We start from the raw sequence: 14,343 nt of genomic DNA, 5'->3' as shown, positions 1-14,343 counted from the left end.
CCCAAATACTTAAGGCGGTGTAAATTTTGGTAGAGTTTAAGGATGTGTCCGTCACCTATTCATCAAGTGGTGTAGACGCATTGAACAAAGTAAATCTGAAGATAAACGACGGCGATTTCGCTTTCGTTGTCGGACCGTCAGGCGCAGGTAAATCTACGCTGATAAAGCTCGTGCTTAAAGAGATCGATGCGACGAGCGGTACGGTCATGGTAAACGGATTTAACCTCAAAAAGCTCAGAAGAAGAAAAATACCTGCGCTCAGAAGAACTATCGGCGTGGTATTTCAGGACTTCAGGCTCATACCCACAATGACGGTGTATGAAAACGTAGCTTTCGTATTGAGAGTTATCGACGCTCCTGCAAAGTACATAAGGAGCAGAGTGCCTTACGTTATCAGCCTTGTTGGACTTTCCGAAAAGGCTAAATGCTATCCGACCGAACTTTCGGGCGGCGAGCAGCAGCGTGTGGCTCTGGCGAGAGCGCTGGTAAACGATCCGCAGCTTATCATTGCGGACGAGCCTACGGGTAATATCGACCCTGCGCTTTCATATGAAATAGTTGAACTTCTCAAGGGAATAAACGAGTGCGGCACTACCATTCTTATGGTTACCCACGAGCATGACCTTGTACGTTACTTCGGCGGCAGAATAATCAATATCAACAAAGGCGCTATCGCCTTTGACGAGGTAATAGGAGGTTCAAATGAAAGCAAGTAGCTTCAGATACCTTGTAAATCAAGGCTTTAAGGGAATTTGGCGCAACAGAATGATGACTTTCGCTTCATTCTGTATCCTGCTGGTATCACTGCTTATGGTAGGCGTTTCCTGCCTGACAGCTATCAGCCTGACGAGAGTTATCGGCGGTATCGAGGATCAGAGTGAGGTAGTTGTTATCGTTGATGATGCTGCAACTAAGGAGCAGGAGGCGGAGCTTGGCGACAAGCTGAAAGCTATCCCGAACGTTAATACCGTTTCCCTCTACACTAAGGAAGAGGCTTGGGAGAATATGCTCAAGGGCATGACCGAGGAGGAAAAGAATTTCTTCCAGTATGCCGATGACAACCCGCTCCCCGATACATACAAGATAACAGTCAAGGATATCGAGATAATGGCTGACACCACAACACAGATCGAAACCTTCGATCACGTTGAGTCAACTCAGTCGCCTACGGCTTTCGCCGATATCCTTATCAATATCAGAAGAATTTTCTCTATCGTCGCTTTTGCGGTGGTTCTGGCGCTGGTAATAGTATGTCTTATCATCATTTCCAACACCACGAGAGCCAGCGTTTTCGCAAGACGCAAGGAGATCAACATTATGAAATATGTTGGTGCGACAAACTCATTCATCAGAATACCTTTCTTTGTTGAGGGTATGATCGTCGGCTTGCTTGCTGCATTGGGCGCATTGCTGCTGACTAAGTTCGCTTATGAGGGCGTTTACAACATATTCAATGACAACTTCAGTATATGGAGTATTCTCGGTATGCAGAACCTTTATTCGTTCGACGATCTGCTGCTGCCGGTAAGCGTATCCTACCTTGTGGCAGGTGCGTTCATAGGAGCTGTCGGTACTTCTATCAGTACAGGCAAGCACCTTAAAGTTTAATTTGACGTTAATGGCAGAGGATGGGGGTAATGCTTATGCTCTGCCATTAATTATATAAGCTCGATTGTGTAAAAATGCTGCGTACAGTTAAAGATATAGAAACAGACGGCGCAGCTCAACTCAGACGGAGGATTTGACGTGAAAAGAATAACTCAGTTCAAGAGAGTGCTGGCGTGTGCGGCTGCGGTAGTCATTTGTATGACAGCCCTTGTCGGCGCAGGTTCAGGCGTTGTTGCCACAGAAACCGCCTCAGCTGAAAGCACGGAAATGAAGAAGAACAAAACAGACATCTCAGATACAAAGGATAAGCTGTCGGAGCTTGAAAAAAAGCAGAAGGAGCTTGACCAGAAAATCAGCGATACAAAGGATAATATCTCTGCCGAGCAGGAAAATCAGGACGCTATCGAGGAGCAGATAAATACCGTTCAGGAAACTATCTATACCCTCGAAACTTCCATCGATGAGCTTGGAAACGATATAATCGTGCTGGAGGACTCTATCGCACAGAAGGAGATCCAGATCGCCGATAAAAAGCAGGAGATCGAGGACGGCGTCAGCGATTTCAAGTCGAGAGTGAGAACGATGTACGTTTCGGGCAGCGGCTCATATTCGGACATCATCATCGGCGCAACGGATTTTTACGATATGCTTATGAAGATAGAGCTTGTGAAGAGAGTTGCAGAGCATGACGACGGAATGATCGACAACCTTGTTTCCCTCAAGCAGCAGTATGAGAATGACGAAAAGGCTCTCAACGAGGAAAAGGCTAACCTTGAAAAGAACAAGTCTGACCTTGAGGAGCAGCAGGCAGCTCATCAGAAGCAGAAAGAAAAGCTTGAAGAACTCTTTGCACAGAGTCAGGCTAACCTCGACCAGCTTGCCGCAGATCAGGCTTACTATGAGTCCAATAAGGACAGCATCGAAAAGGAAGAGGCTGAATTTGAGGCTCAGCTCCAGAAACTCTATAAGGAGCAGCAGGAGATAAAGGATAAGGAAGAGGCTGCAAGGAAAAAGGCTGAGGAAGAGGAGCGCAAGCGTCAGGAAGAGCTGAAAAAACAGCAGCAACAACAGCAACAGCAGAATAATAACAACAATAATTCCAACAGCGGTTCAAACAGCAACAGCGGAAATAATAACAGCAATAACTCTACCAACAACAGAGATTACAACTATGTTGACAAGAGTATGTTCACATGGCCTGTACCGGGATTTTATCATATCTCTTACGGCGTGGGCTGGCGCTGGGGCGCATATCATAAGGGTATAGACATCTGGTCCAACGGCATCAGAGGCGCAAATATCTGCGCTGCCGCATCAGGTACGGTCATTCTCGTAAGCAATACCTGCACCCACGACTACGGTAAGAACTATTCCTGCGGCTGCGGCGGCGGTTACGGAAATTATTGTATCATAGACCACGGAAACGGCTACTGGACGCTTTACGGACATTCGCAGGGAATAACCGTTAAGCAGGGACAGCACGTTGAAAAGGGAGATGTTCTCGGACCTATCGGTTCGACCGGACATTCCACAGGCGACCACCTGCATTTTGAGGTGCGCCTTAACGGAGTAGCGCAGGATCCGACAAATTATGTATAATAAACGGCTGTATAATATAGTAGACCGTTGAACAGTAAGGAGTAATTTATTTCTATGAGCAAGCGTTTTAGCTTCAAAAGAATTTTAGCCTGCACGGCTGCCGTGGCGATAGCCTCCGGCACAGTCGGCAGCGGGTTCAGATATACAAGCGCAGAGGCAGATCAAGACAGCTCAGAAAGCTATTATTATGAAGGCTCGGATTCCGCCGCAGGCGATGATACCAACAGCGGCGAAAGTTCAGAGGACGCTGCGCCGAGCTATGATATCACACAGTATGCCGAAAGACTGAGGGAGATAGCTCAGAAACAGCAGGAGCTTGACGATCAGATGTCACAGGCGGAGTCGGATATCAAGGACGAGGAAAAAACTCAGAAAATTCTGAAAAAGAAGATAGACGCTATCAATGAGGAGATAGACGCTCTTAACGAATATATGACCGCTCTCGAAATAGAGATAAGCACCAACAAGCGTGAGCTTGAAAACACTCAGCTGGAGATAAATGACGGCGTTGAGGGACTGAAAAAGCGTCTGCGTGCAATGTATATCGCAGGCTCGGATTCCTATACCACAATGATACTGGAGTCGGACAGCTTTTATGACGTGCTTATGAGAATGGAGCTTATAAAGCGTGTGGCAAAGCACGATGACAGCATTATAGATAATCTCTATAAGCTGAAAGCGCAGTACGAGTCAAAGGAAAAGGAGCTTGCCGCAAAGCAGGCTGAGTATGATACGCAGTATGAGCAGTATCAGACGGAGAAAGCAACACTGGACGAGCTTTATCAGTCCTCCGAGGAAACCAAAAAGCTGCTGGAGGAAAAGCAGAAAAAGTTACAGGAGGAAAATGACGCTTTCGATTCGGAAAAATCACAGTATCAGGAGGACCTGTCGGGAATATTAAAGACTTCCTCAGGTACGACCTCCCGTGATGATGAGGTAAGGGCGACTATGGCTCTGGCTGATGTCAAGCTGGAGGAGCTGCATACCGAGATAAGGGAAAAGCAGAAGAACGGAGAAAAGCTTGAAGATAATGAGCCGACATATACCTTTGCATGGCCTGTGCCGGGCTGTTACAACATAACCTCAGGCGTCGGCGCAAGATGGGGTTCATACCATACGGGACTTGATATCTCTGGCGCACACGGAACGGAGATACACGCCAGCGAAACAGGTACGGTCATAAGAGCGAGCCAGACCTGCACCCACGATTACGGAAAAACATCTTCCTGCGGCTGCGGCGGCGGTTACGGAAACTATATTATCATAGACCACGGCAATGATTTCATCACCCTTTACGGACACCTTACAGAGGTTGACGTTGAGGTGGGCGATGAGATCAAGCAGGGTGACGTTATCGGCAAAATGGGTTCAACAGGATTTTCCACAGGCGATCATCTGCATTTCGAGATCAGATATCAGGGATATATCCTCAACCCTGCGTACTATGTTGACGTTTCACAGTAAAATATATCAAAAAGGATCGGAAAGTCTGACGGCTGTCCGATCTTTTTGTTTTGTTGCTTTGCAGGCTTTACATTCGGAAAGTTTTGGGGTATAATAGAAGTACAGTTCAATGAACAGTAAAAGTTCAATGAACAGTAAGGTTCATTAAACAATAAAATAATAGAAAAGAGGCTTTGACAATGAGCGAAGAAACTATACAGAGAATACCAAAGAGAAGTGAAGTGCCTGAAGAATTCAAGTGGGCGCTTGAAGATATCTATCCAACGGACGAGGCTTGGGAGAAAGACCTTGAAAAGCTGAAAGCTATCCCCGAAAAGGTGACTTCATATAAGGGCAGACTGGGGGAGAGCGCAGAGGCTCTTTATGAGTTCATGCAGCTTTCCGACGAGATATCCGTGCTGTGCGACAGCCTTGGCAACTATGCCCAGCGCCGTGCGGACGAGGATACGGCGAACCCGAAATATCAGGGATATATGGGTCAGATAATGAACGCATACGTTGAGATAAATTCCGCAGGCAGCTTTGAAACACCTGAACTTATCGGTATCCCCGAAGAAACCATAAATTCATTTTATGAGCAGAAGCCTGAGCTTAAACTCTATAAAAGACAGCTGGACAGAGTAAGACGCAAAAAGGAGCATATACTCTCCGAGGCTGAGGAAAGGATAATCGCTCTGACGGGTGAAATGGGACAGTCGCCTGAGAACATCTATTCAATGTTTTCTGACGCAGACCTTAAATTCGCTGACGCTGTTGACAAGGACGGAAAGGCTCATCAGGTAACTCATGGCAGCTATATCCCACTAGTCCAAAGCTCGGATAGAGTGCTGAGAAAATCTGCCTTTGAGTCAATGTATGCCGCATACGGCTCATATAAGAACACCTGCGCCGCTATACTCAACGGTCAGATAAAGGCTGTTCAGTTCTATTCAAAGGCGAGAAGATATAATTCAAGCCTTGAAGCCGCTCTTGACGGAAATGAAGTTCCTGTTGAGGTCTACACAAATCTTATTCAGGCTGTTCACGAGAATATGCACTATATGTATGACTACGTTGCCCTCAGAAAAAAGCTGCTGGGAGTTGACGAGCTGCATTTCTATGACCTCTACACACCTGTTGTTTCCGATGTGGATATGAAGATATCCTTTGAAGAGGCAAAGGAAACTGTCCTTAAAGCCTTAGCACCTATGGGCGAGGATTATCTTGCAATTCTTAAAGAGGGCTTTGAAAACCGCTGGATAGACGTATACGAAAACGAGGGCAAGACAAGCGGAGCGTATTCCGCAGGAGCGAGAGTACACCCATACGTTCTCCTCAACCACAAGGACACACTTAACTGTATGTTTACCCTTGCCCACGAAATGGGACACGCTATTCACTCTTACCTCTCCAACAAAAATCAGCCTGTGGTATATTCAGATTATGTTATTTTCGTGGCTGAGGTCGCATCGACCTGCAATGAGGCTCTGCTTATGCAGTACCTTCTGAAAAATACTGAGGACAAGAAGGAGAAGGCATATCTTATCAACTATTTCCTTGAACAGTTCAGAACAACTCTTTACAGACAGACTATGTTTGCTGAATTTGAGCTGAAAATAAACGAGATGTGCGCAGCAGGGGAGAGCCTGACAGCTGAAAAGTGCTGCGAGATATACGGCGAGCTTAACAAGCTTTATTTCGGCGACGGAATAGTTCTTGACGAGGATATAAAGCTTGAATGGGCAAGAATACCACATTTTTACTATGATTACTATGTTTACCAGTATGCAACAGGCTATTCCGCAGCCATCGCCCTTTCTCAGAGAATACTCAAAGAGGGCGAGCCAGCCGTAAATGATTATCTCAGCTTCCTTAAAGGCGGCTGCTCAGCAGACCCTATCACACTGCTCAAAATCGCAGGTGTAGATATGTCCACCACAAAGCCAGTTTCAGACGCACTTGAAATGTTCGGCGAGCTGATAAAGGAAATGGAAACACTGGCTGAATAGATAATAAACGGACGATCTGCATTAAACATTATCAAAGTTTAGTTCAATACAAAGGGCGACCATTGGTCGCCCTTTTGCATATTTTGAAAGGTCAAGATAAGAGTTTAGCGGTGTTGGGGGATAATCGGCAATCGCAGGTAATCGGGGTTAGCGATAGGTTTCAGTAAAAGCCGGCACTTTGTTTCTTCCGAGCACAAATGGGAATACCCGACAATAGACAGCGAGCTTGCCGAGCGTCCCGAACGACCCCGTCTGGGAAGACCCGAACGAGGACGTGCAAGAGGCAAGCCCTTGCAGGGGAAAGAGCGAGGTAGGCAAGTAAGGGGCAGCCCTCTATCGCAGGGCTTGCCTAAGTCAACTGCCGTAGGCGTTGACTTTTCACCCTGTGCGGAGCTCCTCCGATGGGGATTTCGCTCCTGCGGGAGCGACAAAGGGGCGCTGCCCCCTTTAATTCTTACGAGCTTGTCGAGTAAGAATTTTACCCCTGCAAGCCCTCTAGCGGCGGGCTTGATCGACCGCTTTGCCTTGTGCGTTTGATAGTTTGCGATTGCTTTTGCTTTGTTTGGTGTTTAAAGTTTTATGCAAACTTTTAAAGCCGAGATAAGACCTCATTAAACCGAAAAGAGCCAATACAAAACCTCATCAAAGTCGGTTTCAGTAAAAGTTCCGCACTTGGTTTCTTCCGAGCACAAATGAGAAAACCCGACAGCAGACAGCGAGCTTGTCGAGCGTAGCGAAATGAGCCGTCCGCCCGAGGACAAAAAAGCCTCCGTAGATTTTACTGCGGAGGCTTTTGTTATGCGGTTTTACAACTGTCAAAAGATTACTTCTGTGGACCTGCAGATACAAGTGCCTTACCAGCTGGGTTGACCTCATACTTAGCAAAGTTCTTGATGAATCTGTCAGCAAGATCCTGTGCCTTTGCTTCCCACTCAGAAGCGTCAGCATATGTGTCACGAGGATCAAGGATAGCAGGATCAACGCCTGGAAGAGCTGTCGGAACTTCAAAGTTGAAGTGTGGGATAGTCTTTGTTGGTGCGTTGAGGATATCGCCGTTAAGGATAGCGTCGATGATTCCACGAGTATCCTTGATGGAGATACGCTTGCCTGTGCCGTTCCAGCCTGTGTTTACGAGGTATGCCTTAGCACCGCTCTTTTCCATCTTCTTAACAAGCTCTTCAGCATACTTTGTTGGGTGAAGCTCAAGGAAAGCCTGTCCGAAGCAAGCTGAGAATGTAGGTGTAGGCTCTGTGATTCCACGCTCTGTACCAGCAAGCTTTGCAGTAAATCCTGAAAGGAAGTAGTACTGTGTCTGCTCAGGTGTGAGGATGGATACTGGAGGAAGTACACCGAATGCGTCAGCTGAAAGGAAGATAACGTTCTTTGCAGCCGGTGCAGAAGAAATAGGACGAACGATGTTCTGGATGTGATCGATAGGATATGATACACGAGTGTTCTCTGTAACGCTCTTATCGGCGAAGTCGATCTTGCCGTTCTCGTCAAGAGTTACGTTCTCAAGAAGTGCGTTGCGCTTGATAGCATTGTAGATATCAGGCTCAGAATCCTTATCGAGGTTGATTACCTTAGCGTAGCAGCCGCCCTCGAAGTTGAATACGCCGTTGTCGTCCCAGCCGTGCTCGTCGTCACCGATGAGAAGACGCTTAGGATCTGTTGAAAGTGTAGTCTTACCTGTTCCTGAAAGACCGAAGAAGATAGCTGTGTTTTCACCGTTCATATCTGTGTTAGCTGAGCAGTGCATTGAAGCCATGCCCTTGAGAGGGAGGTAGTAGTTCATCATTGAGAACATACCCTTCTTCATCTCTCCGCCGTACCAAGTGTTGATGATGACCTGCTCACGGCTTGTGATGTTGAACATAACAGCTGTTTCAGAGTTAAGACCAAGCTCCTTGTAGTTTTCTACCTTAGCCTTTGAAGCGTTGTAAACAACGAAGTCAGGCTCGAAGTTCTCAAGCTCTTCAGCTGTTGGCTTGATGAACATATTTGTTACGAAGTGTGCCTGCCAAGCTACCTCAACGATGAAACGGATAGCCATACGAGTGTCCTTGTTAGCGCCGCAGAATGCGTCAACTACATAAAGCTTCTTGTTTGAAAGCTCCTTGATAGCGAGATCCTTAACGGACTTCCAAGCTTCCTGTGAAGCAGGGTGGTTGTCGTTCTTATACTCGTCAGAAGTCCACCATACAGTGTCCTTTGAATTTTCATCAACAACGATGAACTTATCCTTAGGTGAACGGCCTGTATAAACGCCGGTCATAACGTTTACTGCGCCGAGTTCACTTTCCTGACCCTTTTCGTAGCCTTCGAGATCAGCTTTTGTTTCCTCCTCGAAAAGCAGTTCATAAGAAGGGTTGTAAACAACTTCTGTGGTTCCGGTAATACCATACTTGCTCAAATCAATTTTTGACATGCTGCAATAACCTCTTTTCTAAAAAATTGTCATTTTTAACACCCATGTGCTGAAAGAAGTGACACATTCATTTTCTTTCCTGATACGATCTATCCCGACTGCTGAAAGTTCAGCTGACGGAACACTGCAAAACAATGTTTAGTCCTCTAACCGCACTTTTAAGGGCAATATCATTATACCATATCTTTTTGCAAATTGCAAGCGTTCACAATTAATTTATACAGCTTGTTTTAATTATTTACACATTTTCGATAACATTATCTTACAGCTAATAAAATAATTTGCAGGAAACTGAACTCTATCCTGCAAAATGATAAAAAAATACGGCTGCCGATCAATCATTCGGCAGCCGCAGTGATGAACTTTAAGCATACGTTCAGGTTATGTATTGGTAACTACTGAACTGTTGGAGTGGATATACTCGCACTTATTGCCGCTGTAAACATAAACGTGAGCGTCAGTACGGTATTTTCTGCCCTTGACGTGCTTATCGTAGGTGTTTGTCGCATAAACAGTTCTTGTGGAAGCTGTTTTTGAAACTGCGGAAACGTCCACCCACTTACCGTCCCTGTATTCCTGAAGGTAAAGGTAAATATTTACCTCTGTGGCATTGGATTTTGCCGCTACCATACAATAGTATGATATTTTGCTGTTGGTCTTTGACAGCGAAGTGCTTACCGACATGGTGTACAGGTTTCTCGCACCGACGCTGTTTGCCGTATAAACATTCGTTTCATCAGCGCAGGCAGTTATTCCGAAACAGCCCGCAAGAATGCATACAGAGATAAGCACAGAGATCAGCTTTTTCATAGTATGCACCTCCTTTCACGCAAATTTTCCCCTTTTGTATATTAAGATACGGGTTTGGGTGAAAGTGTGCACACTTTTATATCAAAATTTTTTTAATTTGTTGTAATCAACGAATTCGCCATGCGAATTATGTCGCTTTTTGGTATATCTCCCGATATAATGTAAGAGTATTCGCTGTCCGTCCAGCAGATTATAGACTCCTCGTCATTATAGGAAACAAGGGCTTTTGTGCCGTTTATCTCTGTTTCCTCAAGACCTTTTCCCTCTGTATCAATGCTGTGGATACAGCTGAGGTCGCTCTGATTGTAGTCTATTATCCTGCCGCTTTGGTCAGTATAAGTGATGATAAAGAAACCGTCCTCCCTGACGGAACTTTCCACCGAAAATCCCTCGGGGATATCCTGCGGTTCAAGATATTCAAAAATATCCTCATCATCTATAACTGTGTCGCCTTTGACAAAGCCAACGTCAGCCGAAGTGTCATAAGTGTTCACGAACAAGCCTGTGAACCAGTCCCTCAGCGGCTTTACCGCAGCTACCGTCATTGCTCCGGCTATTATTGCAGCCGCTATGATGCATACGGTACGTCTGAACGATGTCTTTATGAGCGGATAATATGACTTGTTCCTGCGGCGGATAAGTTTTTGCATTTTTCTGATGTAATCTTCCGAGAATGTGACGCTGCTGTCATCAGCCTGTGCAAGCTGCTGTGCGTAAGGGATAATTACAGCTTCTTCAATGGCTTTGTACAATGCTGAATTTTCATTTATCATAACCATCATTCAACCTTTCTGATAATTTCTTATGTGCCTTGTTCAGGTATTTGTAAACAGTTCGCTTTGATATGCCCATGATCTTTGCCGTTTCAACTGCGCTGTGACCGTAATAGTAGACGTAAGCCAAAACAGCCTTGTATTTTTCGTCAAGCTCAGTTACAGCCTGCAATATGATAGTGTTGTCCATATGTTCGAGCCAGTCAAAATTCAGCCTTTTTTCTGCCTCGGACATAGTACCTCTGTTCAGATAAAGCTTCTCTTTATTGCTTATCTTATAAGATTCCCTCTTAATAGTTATGATAAGGTAAGCCTCCATTTTGTGCACAGGTAAATTGTAAACAAATTGAAAATTTTCTGCTATCCTGTAAAAAGCCTCCCAAACGGCATTTTCCGAAAGGTCGTGGGAGTTCAGCACCTTATATGCCTCGTGGTACAACTTGTTCTGATATTTTTCTACCAGCCTCTCAAAACTTTTCCGATCATCGTCATTATCTATCATTGCCAGACAAACTGCGAGCATTTTATCACATCCTTACAGCACATTATACCATAAAAGCCATATTTATTCAAGTTCTAATACATATTATGACATTTGCCGACTGAGGCAGAGCAAAGGATAATGCCCATAAAAAGCTTGAAAACTGTTGTGACTTTTGTGACAGAAAGCAGGGGAGGAATTTGTATCAAATGCCGAAAACATACAGATATATCAAAAATATTCTAAATATATATTGCTAATAATGGCAGAATGTGCTATACTCAAATCAGGGAAAACATAGGATCGTAAAGTACAGAAGAAAGGTGGTATAGCTATGAGGAAATATCTTGTTTTTACAGTATCAATTCTGTCAGCTGTGGGAATGCTGGCAGGCTGTTCGCAGGCGGCGGATAATTCATCGTCTAAAAATGAAAGTTCGGCAGTATATTCTGCGGCGGAGGTATCGTCCGAGAAAACAACGTCCGCTCCGTCTGAACCCGAAAGCAGCGGAAGTGATGTCACGACCTCTGAGTTTGAGCCTATAAGACCTGTGAGAGTGGGATTTACAACTGTGTCGGATAACGAGCTGCTGTCAGATGACGGTATGATAAGCTGCAGTTACACATACGAAATGAGCGAGAACGCAGACAGCATAGACTTCACAATAGTGACTGAAAACCGCAGCGACAAAGAGGTATGTCTGTCGGTGACTCCCGGCAAATACTATTATACAGACCTTACAGAAGACCCCGACGCAACACGCAACGCAAATTCCATGTTGGAAACTCATACCATCGCAGCAAATGACAAGTATGAGGAGCATCTGAAAATCGACTTTGAGGAAGGCTGGAGTACGGCGCATATAGAGCTGAAAATCGGTGCGACATCATATTCGGAATATGACAGCGACTATGATTTTACCGACGGCGAGGCAATATACAAAGGCGGCGAAAGGTTTATCCTTGACTTCACCAAGACCGCAGACGGAGCAGAGCTTACGTCATTGAGCTATTCGTAATATTAATAAGCATAACAAATATAACAAAAAGGAGTGGTGTTAAAGACCACTCCTTTTTTGGGGACAAGAGAAAATCAAAACAGGGAAACCACAAACCATGGTTTCCCTGTTGACTTATAAAATCATAATATTTTAGTAAAGTATATGTTTGCAGTTATGAGATCTATCATTGCTCTGTAAAAATATCTTCTGCGTTACAGTTCGTAGAACCACTGGGGTCGGCATACTCCGAATCAGGTTGCTCTTTGTTTTTGACATCTTCTGCTATACAAGCGCCTGACAGGTCAACGGCAAAATTTCCATTGTCCCCGAAACGTATTAAAATGTCGTTGAGAGCCGAACGGGTGATGAATGCTCCTGATAAATCGATCGCCACATTTGCGGTATCATCATCTTTGCTGTTGATCTCTGCTTTTACCTCATCAAAAGTCATATCCTCAAGATCTGCATAAGCTGAAAGCTCTTTTGGCGCACAAAGCGTTGCAACGGCGTGCATTGCAACGAACACAAACCTGAAATCCTCACAGTCGAAAGTGCTGAAAGGTATCTCAAACAGCCTAAGCATGCCTTCGTCGGTCTTTTTGCATAGAAGAGGCTTATATCTGTTCTGAGCCAAATCATAGGAATAGCAGTTCTCATATGCCTCCTCTACCGAACTGCCCTCAGGCATCGGCAGGATCATAAAGCGAGAAGTTTCGTCTTGCGTATCGCAATAGCCGCCGACTATCACAAATCTGAAAACATAGTCGGTATTTTTCTCAAGCTTTTTGTCACAGCATATCTGCGTCCAATCCCAACTCCAGTTTCCGATAGAATAGGCGATAGCGTTCTTGCCGTCCTTGTCGGTCACAAAATATTTAGCTATGACATTACTTTCGCAGGACTTATCTGCCTTAAAATCTCTAGGATCAAAATTAATTACTTTACTCATATTATTTACCTCCGTAATATCCACGGTCGGCTTATGAGTATCCAATATTCTTATGGTACGATTCATATCATTGGTACGATCCGTACCATTTTCACAGCCGTTGACATACTCTGCCCGACCGTTTTTCACAAGCCCCTTAGCCCTTTTGGGATAGGTAGCTCCAATTCGTTTTCCGTTTAGGTCTGTAACAATAACGTTTTTTTCTATGGGTATCTCCCCCTTGCACAGTTTAACATTAAATATTAAATTTACCGCCTGCACAGTACAGGCTTGCGTTCAAGCTGCGACGCTGTTATTTTCTATGGGTGCCGTCCCCAGTCTTTGCTTAAAGTAAGTTTAACAGACGTTTTTACGTTTGTCAAGGGGAACGGCGCATTTCCGCCATTACACACAATAGCGTTCTCTTTATCTTAGTACATATGCACAAGGATCTGTCGCAGCAAATAAAAAAATATAAGCGCAACACAGCGCTTGGCATGACTGTGCTGACGGAAAGTTGAAAGGCAAGATAAGGATTTAACATAGTTGGATAAGCGGGCGACCGCAGGTGATTTGTAAATTGCAGTAGGTATAGGAAAGATAGGATCGGTATAAGCTGGCGACCACAGGTCGCCCCTACGGAAACGTTCAATAGCCGAGATAAAACCTTATCAAACCGAAAAGAGCCAATGTAATACCTAATCAAAGTGGGTTTAAGTAAAAGACATATCCTAGTTTCTTCCGAGCGCAAAAGTAAAAGCCAGCACAGCAGACAGCGAGTTTACGAGTGTCCCGAATTACCCCGTCTGGGAAGACCCGCCCGGTGAGGACAAAAAAAGCTCACTGTTTCTTCCGTGCACTAAATGAAAAGCGACGAAAGCAGACAGCGAGCTTGTCGAGCGTAGCGAATTACCCCGTCCGGGAGGACCCCGTCCGAGGACTGGTCGAGGTGACGGGACGTTGAACAGTGGGTTCAAGCCTGCGTTTCGACCAAAATAAAAAGAGCCATGCTTTTCGATTTCTCAAAGCATAGCCCTTTTTACTGGTCGAGGTGACGGGACTTGAACCCACGGCCTCTGCGTCCCGAACGCAGCGCTCTACCAAACTGAGCCACACCTCGAAATTACTAATATATTATACACTAATTTTTCCGCTTTGTCAATGCCTTTTTTATCTTTTTATGCATATGAAAATTGCAATATAAAATGTCACCAAAGTTCAGAAGGGAGATTTAGTAAAAGTGACGCTTCAAAAGGTGAAAGCC

Annotated in this window: 11 protein-coding genes and 1 tRNA gene; 6 read left to right on the top strand and 6 right to left on the bottom strand. The window is 45.0% G+C overall.

All coding sequences use genetic code 11. The features are described 5' to 3' along the window. Positions 1–26: 26 nt before the first annotated feature. The 5 genes from ftsE (at position 27) to pepF (ending at position 6,659) form a co-directional block, all read left to right on the top strand. Positions 27–716 carry a cell division ATP-binding protein FtsE gene (gene ftsE, locus Q0E19_RS09490; RefSeq protein ID WP_294409226.1) on the top strand — a complete coding sequence of 230 codons (690 nt, stop codon included), beginning with the start codon at positions 27–29 and terminating at the stop codon, positions 714–716. Continuing rightward, positions 703–1,608 (top strand): permease-like cell division protein FtsX, encoded by a 906-nt coding sequence (ftsX, locus tag Q0E19_RS09485; protein ID WP_294409224.1) that lies wholly within the window; start codon positions 703–705, stop codon positions 1,606–1,608. The genes ftsE and ftsX overlap by 14 nt, the downstream gene beginning before the upstream one ends. A gap of 138 nt (positions 1,609–1,746) precedes the next feature. Then, positions 1,747–3,207 carry a M23 family metallopeptidase gene (locus tag Q0E19_RS09480; RefSeq protein WP_294409223.1) on the top strand — a complete coding sequence of 487 codons (1,461 nt, stop codon included), beginning with the start codon at positions 1,747–1,749 and terminating at the stop codon, positions 3,205–3,207. A gap of 54 nt (positions 3,208–3,261) precedes the next feature. Continuing rightward, the gene (locus tag Q0E19_RS09475) at positions 3,262–4,671 is read left to right on the top strand and encodes a M23 family metallopeptidase (RefSeq protein WP_294409222.1); all 1,410 of its coding nucleotides are present in this window, start codon (positions 3,262–3,264) and stop codon (positions 4,669–4,671) included. A 179-nt stretch (positions 4,672–4,850) separates the two neighbouring features. Next, a complete protein-coding gene (gene pepF / locus Q0E19_RS09470) occupies positions 4,851–6,659 on the top strand; it encodes an oligoendopeptidase F (protein ID WP_294409221.1) in 1,809 nt (602 codons plus the stop codon). 823 nt (positions 6,660–7,482) lie between these two features. On the opposite strand, the gene pckA is transcribed toward pepF, so the two are convergent. The 4 genes from pckA to Q0E19_RS09450 all read right to left on the bottom strand — a co-directional run bounded on the left by pckA (position 7,483) and on the right by Q0E19_RS09450 (position 11,193). Further along, complete coding sequence (gene pckA / locus Q0E19_RS09465; RefSeq protein ID WP_294409220.1) at positions 7,483–9,087, bottom strand: phosphoenolpyruvate carboxykinase (ATP); 1,605 nt, start codon at positions 9,085–9,087, stop codon at positions 7,483–7,485. Between the two features lie 381 nt (positions 9,088–9,468). Beyond that, positions 9,469–9,897 (bottom strand): hypothetical protein, encoded by a 429-nt coding sequence (locus Q0E19_RS09460; protein WP_294409219.1) that lies wholly within the window; start codon positions 9,895–9,897, stop codon positions 9,469–9,471. A gap of 92 nt (positions 9,898–9,989) precedes the next feature. Next, complete coding sequence (locus Q0E19_RS09455) at positions 9,990–10,670, bottom strand: DUF4367 domain-containing protein (RefSeq protein WP_294409217.1); 681 nt, start codon at positions 10,668–10,670, stop codon at positions 9,990–9,992. Next, positions 10,660–11,193, bottom strand: a complete 534-nt coding sequence (locus Q0E19_RS09450; RefSeq protein ID WP_294409215.1) for a sigma-70 family RNA polymerase sigma factor — start codon at positions 11,191–11,193, stop codon at positions 10,660–10,662. The genes Q0E19_RS09455 and Q0E19_RS09450 overlap by 11 nt, the downstream gene beginning before the upstream one ends. A 292-nt stretch (positions 11,194–11,485) precedes the next feature. On the opposite strand from Q0E19_RS09450, the gene Q0E19_RS09445 reads away from it, so the two are divergent. Then, positions 11,486–12,169, top strand: a complete 684-nt coding sequence (locus tag Q0E19_RS09445; protein ID WP_294409213.1) for a hypothetical protein — start codon at positions 11,486–11,488, stop codon at positions 12,167–12,169. Positions 12,170–12,335: 166 nt separating this feature from the next. Here the strand turns inward: Q0E19_RS09445 and Q0E19_RS09440 are convergent, their stop codons facing one another. Then, positions 12,336–13,100 carry a hypothetical protein gene (locus tag Q0E19_RS09440; RefSeq protein WP_294409212.1) on the bottom strand — a complete coding sequence of 255 codons (765 nt, stop codon included), beginning with the start codon at positions 13,098–13,100 and terminating at the stop codon, positions 12,336–12,338. A gap of 1,022 nt (positions 13,101–14,122) precedes the next feature. Continuing rightward, positions 14,123–14,199, bottom strand: a tRNA-Pro gene (locus tag Q0E19_RS09435). Positions 14,200–14,343 lie beyond the last annotated feature (144 nt).

The sequence above is a fragment of the uncultured Ruminococcus sp. genome, assembly GCF_934476685.1.
Taxonomy (GTDB): domain Bacteria; phylum Bacillota; class Clostridia; order Oscillospirales; family Ruminococcaceae; genus Hominimerdicola.
The sequence above is the reverse complement of the archived record's forward strand: the minus strand, read 5'-3'. Positions and strand labels throughout refer to the sequence as shown.